The organism is Citromicrobium bathyomarinum (assembly GCA_001306305.2).
In the GTDB taxonomy this organism is placed as follows: domain Bacteria; phylum Pseudomonadota; class Alphaproteobacteria; order Sphingomonadales; family Sphingomonadaceae; genus Alteriqipengyuania; species Alteriqipengyuania bathyomarina.
Window position 1 is genome coordinate 1,834,364 of sequence record CP155577.1, and the last position, 18,657, is coordinate 1,853,020.

The 18,657-nt window shown below is 64.9% G+C and carries 19 protein-coding genes; 8 read left to right on the forward strand and 11 right to left on the reverse strand.

All coding sequences use genetic code 11. From position 1 onward, the window contains the following. Position 1 precedes the first annotated feature (1 nt). Positions 2-682 (reverse strand): 2OG-Fe(II) oxygenase, encoded by a 681-nt coding sequence (locus tag VO57_009200; GenBank protein XBL68320.1) that lies wholly within the window; start codon positions 680-682, stop codon positions 2-4. Between the two features lie 67 nt (positions 683-749). Here VO57_009200 and VO57_009205 point away from each other — a divergent pair, with 67 nt between their 5' ends. Continuing rightward, positions 750-1,307 (forward strand): cytochrome b, encoded by a 558-nt coding sequence (locus tag VO57_009205; GenBank protein ID XBL68321.1) that lies wholly within the window; start codon positions 750-752, stop codon positions 1,305-1,307. Between the two features lie 59 nt (positions 1,308-1,366). Here the strand turns inward: VO57_009205 and VO57_009210 are convergent, their stop codons facing one another. Next, positions 1,367-2,293 carry an RcnB family protein gene (locus tag VO57_009210; GenBank protein XBL68322.1) on the reverse strand — a complete coding sequence of 309 codons (927 nt, stop codon included), beginning with the start codon at positions 2,291-2,293 and terminating at the stop codon, positions 1,367-1,369. A 211-nt stretch (positions 2,294-2,504) separates the two neighbouring features. Here VO57_009210 and VO57_009215 point away from each other — a divergent pair, with 211 nt between their 5' ends. Next, a complete protein-coding gene (locus VO57_009215) occupies positions 2,505-3,074 on the forward strand; it encodes a pyridoxamine 5'-phosphate oxidase family protein (protein ID XBL68323.1) in 570 nt (189 codons plus the stop codon). A 33-nt stretch (positions 3,075-3,107) separates the two neighbouring features. Further along, positions 3,108-4,469: a chloride channel protein gene (locus tag VO57_009220; GenBank protein ID XBL68324.1), complete on the forward strand. Its 1,362-nt coding sequence runs from the start codon at positions 3,108-3,110 to the stop codon at positions 4,467-4,469. A gap of 8 nt (positions 4,470-4,477) precedes the next feature. On the opposite strand, the gene VO57_009225 is transcribed toward VO57_009220, so the two are convergent. The 3 genes from VO57_009225 to VO57_009235 all read right to left on the reverse strand — a co-directional run bounded on the left by VO57_009225 (position 4,478) and on the right by VO57_009235 (position 6,109). Continuing rightward, positions 4,478-4,978, reverse strand: coding sequence for a hypothetical protein (locus VO57_009225; protein XBL68325.1), 501 nt, complete (start codon positions 4,976-4,978; stop codon positions 4,478-4,480). A gap of 203 nt (positions 4,979-5,181) precedes the next feature. Continuing rightward, positions 5,182-5,463, reverse strand: coding sequence for an acylphosphatase (locus VO57_009230; protein XBL68326.1), 282 nt, complete (start codon positions 5,461-5,463; stop codon positions 5,182-5,184). After that, positions 5,453-6,109 carry a TetR/AcrR family transcriptional regulator gene (locus VO57_009235; protein ID XBL68327.1) on the reverse strand — a complete coding sequence of 219 codons (657 nt, stop codon included), beginning with the start codon at positions 6,107-6,109 and terminating at the stop codon, positions 5,453-5,455. Before VO57_009235 ends, VO57_009230 begins: the two co-directional genes overlap by 11 nt. 69 nt (positions 6,110-6,178) lie before the next feature. On the opposite strand from VO57_009235, the gene VO57_009240 reads away from it, so the two are divergent. Beyond that, positions 6,179-7,612, forward strand: a complete 1,434-nt coding sequence (locus VO57_009240) for a DUF1254 domain-containing protein (GenBank protein XBL68328.1) — start codon at positions 6,179-6,181, stop codon at positions 7,610-7,612. A 69-nt stretch (positions 7,613-7,681) separates the two neighbouring features. Here VO57_009240 and VO57_009245 read toward each other — a convergent pair whose 3' ends face one another. From VO57_009245 to ettA, 5 genes are all read right to left on the reverse strand, one after another. After that, positions 7,682-9,445, reverse strand: coding sequence for a methyl-accepting chemotaxis protein (locus VO57_009245; protein XBL68329.1), 1,764 nt, complete (start codon positions 9,443-9,445; stop codon positions 7,682-7,684). 181 nt (positions 9,446-9,626) lie between these two features. Beyond that, complete coding sequence (locus VO57_009250) at positions 9,627-10,205, reverse strand: TMEM165/GDT1 family protein (GenBank protein XBL68330.1); 579 nt, start codon at positions 10,203-10,205, stop codon at positions 9,627-9,629. Positions 10,206-10,465: 260 nt separating this feature from the next. Then, complete coding sequence (locus tag VO57_009255) at positions 10,466-10,807, reverse strand: DUF4238 domain-containing protein (protein XBL71318.1); 342 nt, start codon at positions 10,805-10,807, stop codon at positions 10,466-10,468. Positions 10,808-10,811: 4 nt separating this feature from the next. Beyond that, positions 10,812-11,645: an IS5 family transposase gene (locus VO57_009260; GenBank protein XBL68331.1), complete on the reverse strand. Its 834-nt coding sequence runs from the start codon at positions 11,643-11,645 to the stop codon at positions 10,812-10,814. Between the two features lie 700 nt (positions 11,646-12,345). Then, the gene (gene ettA / locus VO57_009265; protein ID XBL68332.1) at positions 12,346-14,019 is read right to left on the reverse strand and encodes an energy-dependent translational throttle protein EttA; all 1,674 of its coding nucleotides are present in this window, start codon (positions 14,017-14,019) and stop codon (positions 12,346-12,348) included. Between the two features lie 113 nt (positions 14,020-14,132). On the opposite strand from ettA, the gene VO57_009270 reads away from it, so the two are divergent. From VO57_009270 to VO57_009280, 3 genes are read left to right on the forward strand one after another with little or no spacing between them, the layout of a single operon-like run. Then, the gene (locus VO57_009270; GenBank protein XBL68333.1) at positions 14,133-15,062 is read left to right on the forward strand and encodes an FAD-dependent oxidoreductase; all 930 of its coding nucleotides are present in this window, start codon (positions 14,133-14,135) and stop codon (positions 15,060-15,062) included. A gap of 38 nt (positions 15,063-15,100) precedes the next feature. After that, positions 15,101-16,180: a L,D-transpeptidase gene (locus tag VO57_009275; protein XBL68334.1), complete on the forward strand. Its 1,080-nt coding sequence runs from the start codon at positions 15,101-15,103 to the stop codon at positions 16,178-16,180. 16 nt (positions 16,181-16,196) lie between these two features. Next, a complete protein-coding gene (locus VO57_009280) occupies positions 16,197-16,694 on the forward strand; it encodes a DUF427 domain-containing protein (protein XBL68335.1) in 498 nt (165 codons plus the stop codon). Between the two features lie 13 nt (positions 16,695-16,707). Here the strand turns inward: VO57_009280 and VO57_009285 are convergent, their stop codons facing one another. After that, entirely contained in the window at positions 16,708-17,115 is a 408-nt protein-coding gene (locus VO57_009285; protein ID XBL68336.1) for a hypothetical protein, read from the reverse strand. A 145-nt stretch (positions 17,116-17,260) separates the two neighbouring features. Here VO57_009285 and VO57_009290 point away from each other — a divergent pair, with 145 nt between their 5' ends. Next, entirely contained in the window at positions 17,261-18,652 is a 1,392-nt protein-coding gene (locus VO57_009290) for a M20/M25/M40 family metallo-hydrolase (protein ID XBL68337.1), read from the forward strand. Positions 18,653-18,657: the final 5 nt, after the last annotated feature.

The window sequence follows — 18,657 nt, forward strand, 5'->3', positions numbered from 1 at the left end:
CTCACCCCCACTTGCGCGTGCGATACCAGCGCGTGATGACGTATTTCGCGCTCGACGCGACAGGCGTGCCGGCATGCAGCGTATCCTCGTTCGGCGTGCCGTCGGGGTTGGCGTTGTTCCAGAGCAACAGGACACCGGCCTTGGGTTCGATCTGGATACCGCAATTGGGAAAGGCGGTCGCGCCGCTGCCCTTCAGCGTGTTGAGGAACATCATCGCGGTCCAGCTGCGCTGGCCGCCATTCTTCCTCTCCTGCTTCCAGTAATCCTCGCCCGGATAGAAATAGTCGTGGTGATCCTTGAACTGCTGGCCCGGCAGATAGCGCTGGCCCTGCATCGTCTCGCCGAACTTGCCGGGCAGGCCCAGACAATCGTCGATCCGGCGGCTGACCATCTTCACCATCGGGTCGTCGCGGTCGAAATTGCCCGAGTACGATGTGCGATACCCGTCCTTGTAAGTGCCTTCGTAGAGCGAGCTGGGCCGGGCGACCTGATCGATCATTCCGGCCAGCTTGCGACATTCGTTGCTCGTCAGGAATTCGCCCACGGCGTAGATTTCCGCTTTGTCCGTCGGAACGCGGTAGGCCTTGGGATCGGCGTCGAGCCGCTTGCGGACGGTTTCGCCGACTTTGGCGAGGGCATCCTGATCGGGCACTTTGGCGGGCTTGGTGGTCGAGTCTGTCATGCAAGTTTTCTAGCAAGTGCACCGCGTGCCCGCTAGACAGCGGGAACACATGTGAGGGGAAGCAAGCATGAGCACAGCTAACCAGAAGCGCTACAGCATCGGCGCGATGATCTTTCACTGGCTGATCGCCGTTCTGGTAATCGTGAACTGGCGGATCGCGGAAAGCGCGGAGAATCTCTCGGACGCCGAGAAAGGCGCTGCTTTCGCCAATCACAAGGCGCTGGGGATGCTGATCCTCGCGCTTACGCTGGGCCGCATCGCCTGGCGCCTGACGCACCCGCTGCCGAGCCTGCCGAACACCTACGCACCGTGGGAGCGGATGCTCGCGCGGACGACTCACGTGGTGTTCTACGTCCTGCTGATCGGTCTGCCGCTGGGCGGCTGGCTGGCGACTTCGATGTTCGAACGCCCGATCGATTTCTTCGGCATCTTCACCATCCCGACGCTGCCGGTGGGCGAGAACAAGGATCTGGGCGGCACCATCTTCGACGTTCACAAGACCGCGGGCACCATCATGATCTACCTGATCGGTCTGCACATCCTGGGCGCGCTGAAGCATACCTTCATCGACAAGGATCTGGGCATCTTCCGGATGCTGCCCTTCGGCGGAAAGGCGCGCCAGTAAGCGAAACGCCCCGCCGATCGCACTGATCGGCGGGGCGTCCGTTTGGGGTGAGCGATCGCTTACCAGAAGAAGTCGTGAATGACGTCGACCACTTCGCCGGTATAGGTGTTCACCAGCAGCACGTCGTCATAATAGCGGACCCAGCGATAGGGGCCGTAGGTCTGCGGCAGGCGATAGCTCCACGGATCGTTGATCTGGTAGCGGCTGCCGAAGAACAGACTGCCTAGCGAGAAGCCGATCCCGATCCGGCGATAGCTGTAGTTGCGATAGGGGGCGTAATAGCGGCCCAGGTTGTAGTGCCGCCGGTTCTGCGCACGATAGCGGTGCCAGTTGTAGCGGTTGTCGTTCCGCCAGCTGCGGTTCCACCGGCGATAGTCGCGGCGCGCCTCGCGGCGAGCATCCCGACGGACATCGCGTCGATAGTCGCGCCGTGCTTCCCTGCGGACGTCGCGCCGATAGTCGCGGCGCGCTTCCCGACGGGCATCGCGGCGTGCATCCTGACGATAATCGCGCCTCGCATCCCTGCGGGCTTCGCGGCGCTCTTCACGGCGTGCTTCCCTGCGTGCATCGCGGCGATCTTCCCACCGGTCCTGCCGTACGTCCCGACGCGCCTCGCGGCGCTGCTCGCGGGCGTAGTTCGCGCGCGACTGCATCCGGGCGTCCCACGCCCGCTGCTCGGCCGCAGAACGCTGGCGCGTCTGCTGTCTGTCCTGCCGTGCTTCGCGGCGCTGTTGCTGACGCGCCTCGCGACGCTGCTCGCGGATCTGCGAACGATCGCCCCTGTTGCCGCGTGCCTCGCGACGCTCGGCGCGACGCTCTTCGCGCGAGGGCTGCCCGGCAAACTGGGTGTCGGCCTGAAGATAGGTCGAAACCCGGTTGGCCGGTACCGGAGCAACGGCGGCGTTGGCCGGCAGGCCGGTCGCGGCGAGCGCGAGGCCGAGCGCAGTCAGCCCGCCATATCGAAAAAGATCTGTTGGATTATACATGGTGCTAGCGGTTCCCTTCATGGCGATGGACCATTCGCGCCGCACCCACCAGGCGGCCCCTTTGTCCGTATGTATTACATGCCTGATACGGCCTGACACGTTTCTGAACCGGAGTTAGGGTTTCTTGTTCATATTTCCAGTCGCAATGATGAATGACGCAATTTTCACGGGACATTGACATGCGCGGCTGCGCCATGTGTTGATCGCGGCAATGTTCGACAGTCTCGACAAGGTCCGCGCCGATGCGCAGGCGCGGCTGGAGCGCGCGGCACGAGATCGCCGCTCGCCGATGCATACGCCGGTGATCGCAACCGGCGATGCCGATGCCCGGGTGATGGTGCTGCGCGCCTTCGATCCCTGGACCCTGCGATTCCATACCGATGCGCGCGCGCCCAAGGTCGGCGTGATCGAGGCCGATCCGCGAGTCGGCGTGCTGTTCTACGACAAGGCGGAGAAGGTGCAGATTCGCGTGCAGGGGCAGGCACGTATCGAGCGTGACAGTGCGGTCGCGCAGGCGGCGTGGGAGGCGGGCAACAACTTTGCGCGCCGCTGTTACCTCGGCGATGGGCCGGGCACGGTCGCGCAAACCGCATCCTCCGGCCTGCCGCCGCAGTTCGAAGGCCCCGAGCCGAGCGACGAGGACCTGATCCCCGCGCGCGAGCACTTCGCGGTGTTGCTGGTCGAGCTGACCCGGCTCGACTGGTTCCATCTCGCGCATGATGGCCATTGCCGCGCCCAGTTCGATCTGGCGCAAGGCACTGCGCGGTGGGTGACGCCCTAGACCGCGCGCGCTGCTTGCCATAGGGGAGGCAGCATGAAGCGCCCCCACTTGCCTGCCAGAGATCTGTTGCCGGGCATGGGCGAGGAGCTGATCAGCGCGAGCGACTGGAGCCGCCGCGCCGCCACCCTGGTGGGGGCGGTGCTGATCGGCCTGGTCGCGATCGGCTTCGCGATTGCGGGCGACCATGCTTCCGAGCTGTTCAACCGCACCACCGCCGCACATCCATGGGTCTATCTCGTTTCCGCACCGCTGGTGTTCGTCGCGATCGTCGCGATCACCAACCGGGTTGCCCCCGATGCACGCGGATCGGGCATTCCGCAGGTGATCGCCGCCAGCCGCATGCCCGGCAGTGCGGCGATGGCCGGGCTGGTCGCGATCCGCACCGCGCTGTTCAAGGCGGTGCTGACCGTCGCTGCGCTCCTGGGCGGGGCATCGGTCGGGCGTGAAGGCCCCACCGTGCAGCTGGGTGCGGCGATCATGGTGCAGGTCCACCGCCTGTTCCGCGTCCAGGCAAGCGCGGGCGTGTACATCGCTGGCGGTGCCGCAGGCGTGGCCGCGGCGTTCAACACGCCGCTCGCAGGGATCGCCTTCGCGATCGAGGAGCTTTCTGTCGCGTACGAACAGCGGGTCGCGGTGCTGGTGATGGGCGCGGTGATGATCTCCGGCCTGACCGCGCAGGGTATTTCGGGCGACTACGTCTATTTCGGCCAGCTGGGCGGCAGTCTGCCGATCATGACCGTGCTGATCGCCGCGCCGATCGCGGGGCTTTTGGGCGGAGCGGCAGGCGGCCTGTTCTCGCGCGCGGTGCTCGCACTGCGGGGGCCAGGGGGGCGCTTTGCCTCCCGGCTCAAAGCGCGTCCGCTGGCGACCGCGCTGGTTTGCGGCGTGGTGGTCGGCGTGCTCGGCTTTCTGACGGCGGGCGCAACCTCGGGCACCGGGTACGAGCCGACGCGTGATCTGCTGACCGGAGCGGACGCGGAATACTGGTTCGGTCCGGCCAAGTTCCTCGCCGCACTGGCGACCACCGCCAGCGGCATTCCGGGCGGCATCTTCGCTCCATCGCTGGCGGTTGGTGCCGGTTTCGGCGAGCTGCTGACCCCGCTTTTCCCGCCCGAACAGGCTGGGCTGATCGTGCTAATCGGGATGGGCGGCTACTTCACCGGCGTGGTTCGCGCGCCGCTGACCTCGGTCATCATCCTGAGCGAGGCGACCAGCTCCAGCCACGCGATCCTGCCGCTGTTCGCGACCGCGCTGATCGGTGACTGGGCCGGATCGATGGTATGCAAGGAGCGGCTCTACCACGCGCTTTCCCGCGACTTCCTGCCGGGCAAGGGCGACAGCGAGGGCGACGACGCGCCAGCCGCGACCGACGCCAAGCCTGACAAGGGCAGCTGAGGCCCCCGCTAGACATCGTCCCCCGGAGTGATGTGCGAGACGATCGAGCGGATCGTCATGAACACGATCGTCACACTGGCCGAGGCGAGCGCCACCATCCCCACGGTCAGCGCGAACAGCGCGGTGTAGAGGTAGTTGTACCAGCCCTTCGGCAGGTTCTCGAACTCGCCGATCGGCAGGGTGAAGGCCAGTAGCACGAGGAAGCTGATCATCAGCGTCGCTGTGGAGAGCACCGCGATCCGGGTGACCTGCTTGTAGGTCTTGCGGTCGAATTCGGTCTCTATCCGGCGGATCATGCCGATCAGCGTCAGCATCAGCGCGAGCGTGGTCGCAGAGGCGGTGGCGATCGCCGAGCCGAGGTAGAGCCCCGCGCGGCTGAGCGCCTCCAGAAGGTCGCGCGCTTCGGCCGCGCCATAGACGGTGCCGATCGCCTGACGCGCGCCGAGGCCGATGAGGCAGAAGACGAGGAAACTGAGGACGGGCCAGAGGAGGGTGTGTTTGTATGCCATGTCCCCGCAGCGGTTGAGCGCAGGCAAAGCTCCGAAACCGACAATTGTGGGTCTGCCCCCCGCCAGCCTGACACACCTGACACACAGTCCAGGGGCAAGAAAAACTCCCCGTGCACGCCCCGCCTTCCAGACAGGGGCAGGGCATCGGCGCGGCAAGAGCATTGCGCCGGTCTAGTGCGCGCGGGGCGAGTAGGAAAACCCGATCAGCGCCGCTCGAACCGGTCGAACCCCTCGGCTGGTATATCGTGCTGCTCGATCCGGTCGACCGCAGCGCGCGGCGGGCCATCGTGCATCGCCTCGATCATCCGGGCGAGGGCAGTCTCCTCGCCTTCCAGATGCGCCTCCACCGTGCCGTCGGGAAGATTGCGGACCCAGCCCGCAAGGCCCAGCGAGCGCGCGGTCTGCACCGTCCAGTCGCGGTAGAACACGCCCTGCACGCGGCCATGCAGGATCAGGTGACGGGCGACCTGCATACTAGCCGCCATCCCTGCCCAGAAGCAGTTGCGCCATGGCCTCGCCCATCCGGCTGGCAGTCTCGTCCACCGGATGCCCAGGGGACAGCAGCGCGAGCGCGGAGGCGACGCGATCGGGCTGGCCGAGCGAGAGGTTGAGGATCACGAAGACGATCGCCGGATCGCCGATAGGAATGATGCCCGCGTCGATTCCCTGCCGGATCAGTGGGCGGGCCGCCTCGTACAAAGGCTTCAGCAGCCGTTCGGAGACAATGTCGCTGCGCGGCGGCGGCTCCACGCTGGCCCGCGCAACGAAGCCGCGCAGATCCGGATGGCGGTCGTAATAGCCTGCAGTCATGCCGATCGCGAGCCGCAGCCTCTCGCGCAATGGCGTCTTTGCGTCGTTCGCCATCGCGGTCAGCGCGGCGATATTCGGCGCGAAGGTCTCCGTGAGCAGATCGACGCAGGCGAGCCACAGCCCCTCCTTGTTGCCGAAATGGACCGCGACGAGGTTGGGTGCCGCCCCCGCGCGGCTGGCGATCATCCGCACGCTCGCCGCCTCGAACCCGTTATCGGCGAAGCACCGCGTCGCCGCACGCAGCAGCGCATCGCGCCCCGCGGGGGCATCCGCCGTCCGCCGTCCGCGACGCGGGGCCGATCCGTCTTGACCTTCGCTCATCTTGCTTCGTATATGTACGGTCGTACATATAATGCCAAGTCAGGTTTTTCGGGCGAAAGGATCATTCTCATGCGTCATGGTATCACCCGCCGCGCTGCGCTTTTCAATCTGTCCGCAGCATCGCTCATCGCATTGCCCGGCTGTGCATCGATCCAGCCGGACCCGAACTCGCGCCAGGACCAGCTGACCGGCGCGCTCGACGGGACGGTGATCGATGCGTTCTTCTACGCTTTCGGCCCGTATGAATTCGCCCGGTCGATGCAGGCACTGTCCGGCCAGATCGATGTCGGCGATACGCTGGTATCCGAAGAGGCGCTGGCCGATGCGGCCAAGCGGGCGGGTGATACCAACGTGCTCATCAACCGGCACATCCACGTGCGCGATCTGGCGGACGAGCGCATCCGCTCGGTCACCGCGCCGAACAACGACACGCTCTACACCTCGGCGGTGCTGGAGCTTTCCAAGACTCCGGTGCGCCTGACTTTGCCCGACTCGGGCGACCGCTATCTGTCGGTCGCGCTGATGGACATGTTCACCGACCAGACGATGGTCGGCCATGCCGAAAAGGGCGGCAAGGGCGGGACCTATCTGATCGTCGGGCCTGACAGCACGGTGAGGGACGGCCCCGACGTCATCCGCATGCCCTCGAACGATGTGTGGCTGCTGGCGCGCACCTTCGTGGCCGGGGTGGACGATCTCGATGCCGCGCGCGCGGTCCAGAGCGGGATCGTGGTGGAGCCTGTCGATACGAAGTCGAAGCCGCTGCTCTTCACCACGCTCGCGCCGTCCGAAATGGAACCGCACAGCTTCCTCGCCCTGACCAACGAAGTGCTCGGCCGTTCGCCGAGCCACCCGCAGGTCGCGCGCGCCGTGAAGTTTGCGGACAAGGGCATTGTGCCGGGCGATCTGAGCGTGTGGGACGGCCTATCCCTGCGCTCGCGCGCCGCGTGGGATGCGTGGCTGCCCCGTTCGCTCGACATGCTGCGCAAGGGCCTCTCGCGCTCGCAGGACAAGCCTGGCTGGAACGCGCCGCCCCTGATCCTAGGCGATTACGGCAATAATGATCTGGTCCGCGCCGCCATCGCGCTGATCGGCTTCGGCGCGCTCAAGACGCAGGATGCGCGCTATTTCCGCACCGAGACCGATGCGGCGGGCGACGCGCTGAGCGGCGACGCCGCCTACCGGATGGTGATCCCGCCCGCAGGCGTGCCGGTGAAGGCGTTCTGGTCGCTCAGCGTGTACCAGCCCGATGCCGACGGGCGGCTGTTCTTCTTCAAGGTGCCGATTGATCGGCATTCGATCAATTCGGGCTCGTCCGATCTGGTCAGGCGCGCCGATGGATCGATCGTCCTCCACCTCTCGCGCGAGCGCCCGGAGGAGAAGGACGTGGTCTGGGTGCCGACACCCGAAGGGCCTTTCGAGGCGATCTTCCGAACCTATCGACCAGAAGAGCCGGTGATCGATGGCAGCTGGAGTGTCCCGCCGCTGGCAAAGCAGGGCTAGCGGCCGGCCGCGCGCGCGGACCCAGTTCCTACCCCCCGGCTGGGTACGCGCGCGCTATCTTGCCCCGGCCTAGTGCACCATCGCGGTGCTTGCCGCGGGTGCGAAGGACATCGGTTTCGCCGTGCCGGCCAAGGTGCGGAAATGGCCAGCTTCTTCGGCCAGGGTCGTCACCTCGGACGCCAGCTGGCGCGATGCTGCCGAGGTTTCCTCGACCATGGCCGCATTCTGCTGCGTGGAGGTGTCCATGTCGGTGACGGCGGAGACAATTTCGGAGATGGCCGAGGCCTGCGCCTGATTGTCCGCCGCCATCGTATCGAGCAGCTGGTTCACATTGCCCACGCTGGTCGAAATCTGTTCCAGTGCCGCATCGACGCGCTGGACGCGGCCCACCGCATTGCCGACCTCTTCCTGCGTGGTGGTCAGCTGTTCGCGCGCGGAGCCGGCCTCTTCCTCGGCCCGCATGGCCAGCGCGGAGACGAGATCGGCGACGACGGCGAAACCGCGACCCGCTTCGCCCGCACGGCCCGCTTCGACTGCGGCGTTCATGGCGAGCACACGGGTCTGGAAGGCGATCTTGTCGAGCCCCTCGATGACGGTGTCGATCCCCTCGGCGCTTTCCTGCACCCGGCCCATCGCCTGCATCGCCTCTTCGGCGAGCGAGCGGCCTTCGTGCACGACGCCGTTGGCCTCGTTGGCGCTGTGGGCGGTGTCCTTGGCCGCAGCAGCCCCGCGCGAGATGCGGTCGTTCATCTGGGCGAGCGCGGCGGAGGTTTCTTCCAGGCTGGCGGCGTTGGCTTCGGTCCGGCGGGCGAGCGATTCGGAGCTCTGCGCAATTTCGCTGGAGCTCAGGCGGATCGAATCGGTCCCCTTGGTGACGCGTTCGATCAGCCCGCGCAGCGATTGGACCGCTTCGTTATAGTTGGCTTTCAGGCTGGCATAGGCCGGCGGATAGGTCGCGGTCACCTCGGCGGTCAGATCGCCCGCCGCGAGTGCGGAGAGACCTTCGGCCAGCGTATCGGTGACCATCTTCTGTTCGCGGGCGATCGCCGCCGCCGCCGCCCGGTCCTTCTCCAGCACGGCATTCAGGAAGGCGTCGATCGCGCGGGCCATGTCGCCGATCTCGTCCTTCTGGTCGAGATGGGGCAGCTGGCCGTCGCCCGATTTCGCGAGATCGTGAACCACGCTCGACAGATTGGTGATCGGGTGGACGACCTTGCGGGTGACGATGAAGATCGAGATCGCGATCGCCGCGACCGCCAAAATGGCGAGTACCAGCGCGATGGTCAGCGCGACGTTTGTTTCGCTCAGCGCCTGCCCGGTGACATCGCTGGCGATGTCGATCTGCATTTTGGTCAGCGCCGCGATGCTCTCGGACACCGGATCGATGGTCTGGTAGAGTTCGTTGTCGACGAAGCGCTTCAGCGCGTCAGAATTGCGGGCTTCCAGGATCGCTTCCAGCCGCAAGACAGCCGCGTCGGCGGTCGCCATCTGTGCTTCGACCTGCTTTGCCAGCACTTCCTCTTCGCCCTCGATGCTGGTCGCACGATAGGATGCCCACGCCTTCTCGATCGCGGCCTCGCCCTCGCGCACGTTCTTTTCCGCTTCAGCGTAGCCGATATTGCCGTTGAGCGCCTTGTGCGCGTTATCGACGATCAGCACCGCATAGGTGTCAGCGACCGTCTTGAGGTCTTCGAGCGGCTCGACGCGGTCGACCAGGATAGTCGAAAAGGCCGCCTCGTTGTTCTGCGCGGTGTGATAGAAGGCCCCTGCGAGCGCCAACAGGGCGGCGCTTAAGATCGCGAGGCAGGCAAAGAGCTTTAGCTTCAGGGTCATCCGGGAGGATCTTCTCTTCAGTGGAAATGGGAAATACCCGTCCATTCTAGATGAGAAGCGCCGGTTTTGGCGGAAGACCGCCATTTTCTTCGATGGCAGACCAAGTGGCTGCCCCCGCATGCGTCTGCAACAGCCTGTTCGCAGAGGGTTAATCGGCCCTTCGCGACATCCTGCGTGCCGCCTACCCTCCGAGAATCCCGGCGGCCTGAGCGATCACCCACAGCCCGATGACGAGGAACAGCAGCGCGGCGATGATCCGCACGGCCTTGAGCGATACGCGCTCGATAATCGCATTGCCGAACCACACCGCGGGCACGTTCGCCAGCATCATGCCAGCCGTGGTGCCGATGGTGACCAGCAGCACGTTGCCGAACTGCGCGCCGAGCGCGATGGTCGCGATCTGCGTCTTGTCGCCGATCTCGACCAGGAAGAAGGCGATTGCTGTGGTCAGGAACGCGCCGAAGCGGCCTGTCTTGGGCTCGTCGTCGTCTTCGAATGTGTCCGGCACCAGCGTCCACGCCGCCATCGCAACGAAGCCGATACCCACCGCATAGCGGAACCACTGCCCGTCGAGCAGTCCGGCGATCGCATGGCCGAGGAATGCGGCGATGCCATGGTTGGCGAGCGTGGCGACGAGGATGCCGAGGATGATCGGCACAGGCGTGCGAAACCGCGCGGCGAGCACGATGGCGAGCAGCATGGTCTTGTCGCCGATCTCGGCCAGAGCGACCACGGCGGTAGAGGTGAGGATGGCGTCCACTTTGACTATCTCCGGGCCGGGCGAACAAGACAGCAACGGCACATGACCTCCCGCCCGGCCAGGCGAAAGTCAGGTGCCATTGGTCTTGCCCGTGCGGATCACTCCGCGCCCCTGCGCCACGACCTCTCGGCCGAGTATGTTGACGCGAGGGAACCGCTGCGCGTGAGCTGCGGCGGGCTACTCCCCAGATGACGGGCGCGAGCTAACAGGGGGGAGGGGGTGGTGCAAGGGTTGCAGTGGAGAGGCGAACTGGCCTGAAATCATAAATCATGATCTTCAGGAACTGGACCTGACATCGGCGCAATTTGATCTACGCCAAATCTATTTCTAATAAAGCGTTCTTGGCGCTTGTCGGTCGCAGCAACAAAGTTTTCAGCTTTTTCGACGATCCAGCGATTAACCTGCGTCACTAAATCTTTGGTCGTCATCGCGCTAATATCGCGCAGAGTTTTCTTTTGGTGTGCTGCAACGAGAAGGCGTCGGGGGCTTAGAGGAATGGCGTAATGGGCTCCGTCAGTTGCTAACCCGTTAGTTCTGATGGGTACGCCGTCCGAGATAAGGAACGTATTAGCTGGAGGCGAGGTGGTAAGAGCCTGACTCAGAAGTTTATGCGATCTGGCAGTGGCTTGCGATGAGGCGGGTGAGGCGGCGGATGTGGGCGATGGTAGTCCATGCGGTGGAACTTTCGATAGTTCTTTCCCAGTCCTTTGCGAGCCGTCGACATCTGCCGAGCCAGGCGAAGGTGCGCTCGACCACCCAGCGGCGCGGGAGCAGAACAAAGCCCCTGGCGGTGTCGCAGCGGCGCACGATCTCGAGCGTCCATTGCCCATGCCCTTGAAGCGCGCCGATGAGCTTGTCGCCTGCGTAGCCCCCATCGGCGAAGAGGTGGCGCAGCCACGGGAAGCGGTAGCGGATTGCCTTGATGAGATCGACCGCCCCGTCGCGATCCTGAATGCTGGCAGCGTGGATGGTGACGAACAACATCAGTCCGAGCGTATCGGTGATGATGTGACGCTTGCGTCCCATGATCTTCTTGCCCGCATCGTAGCCCCGTGGGCCGCCACTCTCGGTGGTCTTGACGCTCTGGCTATCGATCACCCCGGCGCTGGGGCTGGCCTCGCGCCCTTCGATCTGGCGCGCAGCCATCACCAGCAGGTGATTGATCGTCTGCCATAGGCCGCTGTCGCGCCAGGCATAGAAATAGCGTTGAACCGTCGAGAGCGGAGGGAAATCCTTGGGCAGCATCCGCCATTGGCAACCGCTTGTTGCCAGATAGAGGATCGCGTTCATCACCTCGCGCAGGTCGGCGCAGCGCGGCCTGCCGCCAGGTTTCGCGGGCGGCAACAGAGGCTCGATCAAGGCCCACTCGGCATCGCGCAAATCGCTTGGATAACGTAGACCCGGGCGGCTATGCTGCTGCCGGGAGGTATCGGTCCACATCGCTTATTCCTCGGTCGTTTCTGGCGAAACCCCGGAATCAGCGATGCACCAGCGCGTCAAGCGCAACCAGCTGATATCTCCCAACTACTTTTGAAGACAGGCTCTAAGGTAAGCGTGATGGAGGTTGTTGAGGAACTGGCCAACCCTACTGCTCATCATAGTATCGGGAAAGTGCTCTAAGACCTGATCATATGCGGCCCCATTGATCCCCTCTCGAATGTATTCATCTATAGTTTCTGGATCGTCGGGGCCCTTCATTTGTGCATACCGCGGTCCGATTTCCCTTACAGTCTCCTCCCAAATTCTTATGCTATGGAACTGGGTCGATTTGAATCCACTTGGAGATCTATGGAATAGAGTACGCACGAATATACTCCATGCGGACATTTCTGCGTCAGAGAGCCCCACGACAGGAGATTGGACCATCTTCGCGTGCGATCGTGCAGCCATGCTATCGACTCTCTGAAGAAAATCGTTTTCAAGCCAATTGCGACCGCGACGGGATGGATTTCTCGTCGAGTAGAGGTGTTTTTCAAATCCGACCTGAGATGGATAAACCCATTCCGCCATCAACTTGGTAGCATGAGGTTTATAGAATCTAACAAGTCGCCCATCTTCGCCAGTCCACTGGCGAAGAAGGAACTGCGGAATGTAATGGTGGTCCTTTTGATTACTCACATTTGATTATGCACTGACTAATTCACCTCGTCAGCTTCTTATACGCCAAACGCGTAGGCCGATCCGCCGCGTCGCCCAGGCGCCGCCGCTTGTCCTCCTCGTAAGCCTCGAAGTTCCCCTCGAACCACTCCACGTGCGAATTGCCCTCGAACGCCAGAATGTGCGTTGCGAGCCGATCCAGGAAGAAGCGGTCGTGCGAGATGACCACGGCGCAGCCGGCGAAGTTCTCGATCGCGTCTTCCAGCGCGCGCAGGGTTTCCACGTCGAGGTCGTTGGTCGGCTCGTCCAGCAGCAGCACGTTGCCGCCTTCTTTCAGCATCTTGGCCATGTGCACGCGGTTGCGTTCACCGCCCGAGAGCTTGCCGACGTTCTTCTGTTGGTCCTGGCCCTTGAAGTTGAACGCGCCGACATAGGCACGCGTGCTCATGTCGTGGCCGTTGACCTTCATGTAATCGAGCCCGTCGGAGATTTCCTCCCACACGTTGTTGCTCGCGGTCAGGTCGTCGCGGCTCTGGTCCACGTAGCCAAGGTGCACGGTGTCACCGATCTTGATCGTGCCGCTGTCGGGCTGTTCCTGACCGGTGATGATCTTGAACAAGGTCGACTTGCCCGCGCCGTTGGGCCCGATGATGCCGACGATGCCGCCCGGGGGCAGGGTGAAGCTGAGGTCTTCGAACAGCAGCTTGTCGCCGAACGATTTCGAGATGTTGTGCGCCTCGATCACCTGGCTGCCGAGACGTTCGGGCACCTGGATGACGATCTGCGCCTTGCCCGGCTTGCGGTCGCTCTGCGCGTCCTGCAGCTGCTCGAACTTGCGCAGGCGCGCCTTGGACTTGGTCTGGCGGCCCTTGGGCGTCTGCCGGATCCACTCGAGCTCTTCGGACAGCGCACGCTGGCGGCCCGAATCCTCGCGCTCTTCCTGCGCAAGACGCTTGGCCTTCTTGTCGAGGTAGGTCGAGTAGTTGCCTTCGTAGGGGTAGTAAGACCCGCGATCGAGCTCGAGAATCCAACCCACCACGTTATCGAGGAAGTAGCGATCGTGGGTGATCATCAGCACCGCGCCGGCATATTCGGCGAGGTGGTTTTCGAGCCAGTTGACCGACTCTGCGTCGAGGTGGTTGGTCGGTTCGTCCAGCAGCAGGATGCCCGGCTTCTGGATCAGCAGGCGGGTCAGCGCGACGCGGCGCTTCTCACCGCCCGACAGGTTCTCGACCGACGCATCGGAGGGAGGGCAGCGCAGCGCTTCCATCGCGATTTCGAGCTGGTTGTCGAGCGTCCAGCCGTCGACCGCGTCGATCTTGTCCTGCAGCTGCGCCATCTCTTCGCTCAGCGCGTCGAAATCGGCGTCTTCCTCGCCCATCTCGATGCCGATCTGGTTGAAGCGTTCGACCATGTCGGCGGTCTCGCGCGCGCCGTCCTTGACGTTTTCGAGCACGGTCTTGTTCGGATCGAGCTCGGGCTCCTGCGGCAGGTAGCCGACGGTGATGTTCTCGCCCGGCCATGCCTCGCCCGCATAGTCGGTATCGATCCCGGCCATGATCTTCATGAGGGTGGACTTGCCCGCGCCGTTGGGCCCGACGATGCCGATCTTCGCGCCTTGGTAGAACTGCAGGTTGATGTTGTTCAGCACCGGCTTGGGGGCGCCGGTGAAGGTCTTGGTCATGTTCTTCATGACGTAGGCGTATTGCGCGGCCATCGTGGGTCCTTCGGATCAATCTGTCGGGTTCGGGAATTGGGCGGTGAGATAGGCGCGAAGCGGCGAGGGGGCAAGCGTCCGCCCGCCCGCGCACCCACACGACAGGATGTTCTATGCACGTTGCAGTTATCGGGGCCGGAATGGCCGGGCTTACATGCGCCTCTCGCCTGGTCGAGGCGGGCCACAATGTCGCAGTGTTCGATAAAGGGCGCGGGCCCGGCGGGCGCATGGCGACTCGCCGGGTGGAGCATGACGGGGCGACCTTCCGCTTCGATCACGGCGCGCAATATTTCACCGCGCGCGAAATGGCGTTCCAGACGCAGGTGCGGGCGTGGGAAGCCGACGGCATCGTCGCCCCGTGGCCCGCCGCGAAGGACGGCGCATGGGTCGGCACGCCGGGGATGAACGTGCCGATCCGGGCGATGGCAGAGGCTCTGGAGGTGCGCTTCGGCACTCGAATTGCCGGGCTGGTGCCCGATCGCGGTGGCTGGCGGGTGGAGGGCGAGGGCGCCCCCGACGACCGGTTCGACGCGGTCGTGATCGCGGTCCCCGCCGAACAGGCGGCGCCGCTGCTGGCCGTCCACGCACCCGATTTCGCCGAGGATGCGCGCGATGTGAAAACCGAACCGTGCTGGACCGCAATGGTCGCGTTCGAGAGCCGTGTCGATGCGCCCGACACCTTGGCCGATGAAGGCGCGATCGGCTGGGCGGCGCGCAACTCGGCCAAGCCGGGGCGCGATGCGGACCAGGAATGCTGGGTGATCCAGGCCAATCCGCGCTGGTCGCGCGCCCAGCTGGAGCGGGAGGCGGAGAATGTCGGAGAGGAACTGCTCGCCCATTTCGCCCGCGCGGTCGGCGATCTGCCGCCGCTCCTGTTCAGCAACGCGCACCGCTGGCGCTATGCTAAGTGCGAGAAGAACGACGCGGGCGCGCTGTGGGACGCCGGGCTGCGCATCGGCGTGTGCGGAGACTGGCTGTCGGGCCCACGGGTCGAGAACGCATTTCTCTCCGGTCTGGCGCTTGCCCGGCGCATCGCAGATTAGTCGGGGAACGGCTTGCGCGCTGCCGCCGTTCGGGTGGCATGAACAGGATATTCAGCCCGCTGTGCCTCGCCCTTTCCCTCACCGCGCTGACGGGCTGCGGCCTGCAAGGAACCGACACCGACAAGGACGAACAGACGCCTGTCGAGCGCAAGGCTGAGGCGCCTGCCGCGACCGGCGGCTACGACGATCCGCGCATGGCTGCCGAGCCGGAAGCGAGCGTGAGCGATGGCAAGCTCTCGCTCAAGCTGCCTGACGGCATGACGCAGGAGATGCTGGGTGACCGCACCCCGGAGATGATCGCGGTGCAGGTGATGCTCGACCACACGGCCCACGCGCCCGGCGTGATCGACGGCTTCGGCGGTGGAAACACCGACAGCGCGATCCGCTACTTCCGCGAGGCGCACGGGATGTCCGCCGATGGCGGTGTCGATGACAAGCTGCTCCAGGCGCTGTTCGACGAGACGAGCGGCGATATCTTCCGCACCTACACCGTGACCGAGAAGGATGCGAAGGGCCCGTTTAAGAAGCTGCCCGAGGACTTCGCCGACATGGCCGAGATGGATGCGCTGGGCTACGAAACCCCGCTGGAGATGCTGGCCGAGCGGTTCCATATGGACGCGGAGTTCCTGCAGGCGCTCAACCCCGATGCCGATTTCGGCAAGGCGGGCACCAAGCTGGTGATCGTGAGCCACGGCAACGAGAAGGTGGCAGGCGACATCGCCAAGCTGGAAGTGCGCAAGGGCGAGGGCAGGCTGGTCGCGTTCGACGACGCGGGCGAGATCGTCGCGAGCTTCCCCGCCAGTATCGGCAGCGTCGAATTCCCGAGCCCGAGCGGGTCGATGTCGGTCAACACCGTCGCGCCCGAACCCAACTACACCTTCGATGGAGACAAGCAGGAGTGGGGGCCGGACGGCACCTTCATCCTGCCGCCGGGGCCGAACAATCCGGTCGGCGGGACGTGGATCGACCTGACCAAGGATGGCTACGGCATCCACGGCACGCCGGACCCGGACTTTATCGCCAAGGGCAAAAGCCACGGCTGCGTGCGGCTGACCAACTGGAATGCCGCCGCGCTCGCCAAGGTGATCGAGAAGGGCACCAAGGTGGTGTTCGCATGACCGGCAGGTGCACCGCATGAAACGGCCCGATCCGATCCCGCCCGGCCCGGGGCAGGAAAGCGTGTGGGACTATCCGCGCCCCGCGATTGCCGAGCCGACGGACGTCCATATCGTGATCGAGCATCGCGGTGTGCGGATTGCGGAGACGCGGGCCGCGATCCGCGTGCTCGAAACCAGTCATCCGCCGCAATATTACATTCCCCCGCAGGACATCACCAATGGCGTGCTGGAGCCCGCACCGGGCCGCTCGCTATGCGAGTGGAAGGGGCAGGCGCGCTACTGGGATGTCGTCGCCGGGGGCGATCGGCTGGCGAAGGTCGGCTGGAGCTATTCCGACCCCACGCCCGGTTTCCGCATCCTGACCGATCATGTCGCGTTCTACCCCGCACCGTTCGACCGGATCACGGTGGATGGGGAGGTCGTGACCCCGCAGCCGGGCGAATTCTATGGCGGGTGGATCACGTCGCGGGTGGTCGGCCCGTTCAAGGGCGTTCCCGGCAGCCGCTTCTGGTGATCGGCCCGCGCGGCTAGCGCACGATCACGACCACGGTGCTCATCAACCGGCGCGCGGCGGTCCAGATCGAATTGCGACCCGCGCGACCGATCATGTCCTCGACCAGCTCGTCGAACACGCCGCGTTCGTTGCGCGCGGCGGCGGTGCACAGGTCGACCAGCAGCATCTCGTCATAGCTCAGTGCCATCTGGCACGGCCGGTTGAGCGCGATCGGTTCGGGCCACGCCCTGCCTGCCTCGTCCATGAAGACGTGAAACGGGCGCACCGCATCCGACGTGCCGATCTGCGCGGCCAGCGCGCGGCAGCTATATTTGCCCTCGCACCGGGCGAGGTGGACGTAGCGCATCGCGCAGACCAAGCGGGCGTGGATCGGCGAGACATCGTCGAGATTGGGGGTTGCGAGCAGCGTGTGCAAAGTCATCGGTTGAGCCCTGTCTATCATTGCGAGTGCTTCGCAATAGCGTTTAAAGCCTGCTTGCAGGGCGCGTCAAGCAGGCTTCCCCAAAAACACCTCCGACTGTCGACAGGCTTGGCAGATCGTGGCGAGTGGCTTAGCGCTGCGGGCCATGAAAACATCGCTCGTCGCGCTCGCTGCGCTCTCGCTCGCCGCCCCGTTCTGGGCTTCTCCCGCTCTTGCTCAGGAGGCACCCGACCGGCTCTCCGCAGTGGCCGATGAGGCGCTGGCAAGCGACACCGCCGCGTGGGACTTCGTCGAAGGAATCACCACCGAGGTCGGCCCCCGTCAGGCGGGCACCGAGGCGGAACAGCGCGGGCGCGACTGGGCGGTCGAATGGCTGCGCGCCAACGGCTTCCGCAATGTCGCTGACGAACCCTATCAGATGCAGACCTGGGTGCCGGGCAGCAACGCGACCGCACGCGTCACCGCGCCCTATGCGCAGGATCTGATGATCGTGCCGCTGGGCAACAGCGCCAGCACGGGCGAAGCGGGGATCGAGGCCGAAGTGGTCTATTTCCCCAGCTACGCCGATCTCGCCGCCGCGCCCGAAGGTTCGCTGACCGGCAAGATCGCCTTCATCAGTCACGATATGCGTCCGACTCAGGATGGCTCGGGCTACGGCTTTGCCGGGCCGGTTCGCTGGACCGGCGCAGGGCTGGCCGCGAGCAAGGGCGCGGTCGCGACCGTGATCCGCTCCATCGGCACCGAGACCGAGCGTACGCCGCATACCGGCGGCACCAGCTTCCCCGCTGGCGTCGAGCCGACCCCGGCAGGCGCGCTGTCCAACCCGGATGCCGACAATCTGGAGCGGATGTTCGCCCGCGCCGACGGCAAGCCGATCACCATGAAACTGGTGCTGACCCCGCGCGTCATCGGAGAGACGACCAGCGGCAACGTGGTCGGCGAGATCGTCGGCCGCGATCCCTCGCTGCCGCCCGTGCTGCTCGCCTGTCACCTCGACAGCTGGTGGAACGGCACCGGCGCGTTCGACGATGGCGCAGGCTGCGGGATCGTGGCGGCCGCCGCGCTCAACGTTGCCAAGGCGGGCCAGCCGCTGCGGACCATTCGCGTGCTGTTCGCCGGGGCGGAGGAAGTCGGCCTGTTCGGCAGCACCGCCTATTCGGAGGCGCATATCGACGAGCCGATCGCGGTCGGTATCGAAAGCGATTTCGGCGCGGATAGGATCTGGCGGATCGACAGCAATTTCACTGCCTCCAACCCCGATCTCTACGGCAAGCTGGCGCGGGCCGTCGCCCGCTTTGGCGTGGCACCCTCGCGCGAAGTCGCCACCGGCGGTGCGGACATCAACATCGTGCGCGACCAGGGCGGTGCGCTGATCGATCTGCAGCAGGATGGCAGCCGTTATTTCGACCTGCACCACACCAACAACGACACGCTGGACAAGATCGACCCGGCGCAGCTGCGCCAGAACGTCGCGGTCTACACGCAGGTGGCCGGCATCCTCGCCAACACCCGCGAACCGTTCAAGCCGGCGGAGTGACGGGG

What these genes read in the sequence shown, in the direction of transcription:
- VO57_009200 (XBL68320.1), bottom strand. Translation starts at nt 682, where the DNA reads ATGACAGACTCGACCACCAAGCCCGCCAAAGTGCCCGATCAGGATGCC.
- VO57_009205 (XBL68321.1), top strand. Translation starts at nt 750, where the DNA reads ATGAGCACAGCTAACCAGAAGCGCTACAGCATCGGCGCGATGATCTTT.
- VO57_009210 (XBL68322.1), bottom strand. Translation starts at nt 2,293, where the DNA reads ATGTATAATCCAACAGATCTTTTTCGATATGGCGGGCTGACTGCGCTC.
- VO57_009215 (XBL68323.1), top strand. Translation starts at nt 2,505, where the DNA reads ATGTTCGACAGTCTCGACAAGGTCCGCGCCGATGCGCAGGCGCGGCTG.
- VO57_009220 (XBL68324.1), top strand. Translation starts at nt 3,108, where the DNA reads ATGAAGCGCCCCCACTTGCCTGCCAGAGATCTGTTGCCGGGCATGGGC.
- VO57_009225 (XBL68325.1), bottom strand. Translation starts at nt 4,978, where the DNA reads ATGGCATACAAACACACCCTCCTCTGGCCCGTCCTCAGTTTCCTCGTC.
- VO57_009230 (XBL68326.1), bottom strand. Translation starts at nt 5,463, where the DNA reads ATGGCGGCTAGTATGCAGGTCGCCCGTCACCTGATCCTGCATGGCCGC.
- VO57_009235 (XBL68327.1), bottom strand. Translation starts at nt 6,109, where the DNA reads ATGAGCGAAGGTCAAGACGGATCGGCCCCGCGTCGCGGACGGCGGACG.
- VO57_009240 (XBL68328.1), top strand. Translation starts at nt 6,179, where the DNA reads ATGCGTCATGGTATCACCCGCCGCGCTGCGCTTTTCAATCTGTCCGCA.
- VO57_009245 (XBL68329.1), bottom strand. Translation starts at nt 9,445, where the DNA reads ATGACCCTGAAGCTAAAGCTCTTTGCCTGCCTCGCGATCTTAAGCGCC.
- VO57_009260 (XBL68331.1), bottom strand. Translation starts at nt 11,645, where the DNA reads ATGTGGACCGATACCTCCCGGCAGCAGCATAGCCGCCCGGGTCTACGT.
- ettA (XBL68332.1), bottom strand. Translation starts at nt 14,019, where the DNA reads ATGGCCGCGCAATACGCCTACGTCATGAAGAACATGACCAAGACCTTC.
- VO57_009270 (XBL68333.1), top strand. Translation starts at nt 14,133, where the DNA reads ATGCACGTTGCAGTTATCGGGGCCGGAATGGCCGGGCTTACATGCGCC.
- VO57_009275 (XBL68334.1), top strand. Translation starts at nt 15,101, where the DNA reads ATGAACAGGATATTCAGCCCGCTGTGCCTCGCCCTTTCCCTCACCGCG.
- VO57_009280 (XBL68335.1), top strand. Translation starts at nt 16,197, where the DNA reads ATGAAACGGCCCGATCCGATCCCGCCCGGCCCGGGGCAGGAAAGCGTG.
- VO57_009285 (XBL68336.1), bottom strand. Translation starts at nt 17,115, where the DNA reads ATGACTTTGCACACGCTGCTCGCAACCCCCAATCTCGACGATGTCTCG.
- VO57_009290 (XBL68337.1), top strand. Translation starts at nt 17,261, where the DNA reads ATGAAAACATCGCTCGTCGCGCTCGCTGCGCTCTCGCTCGCCGCCCCG.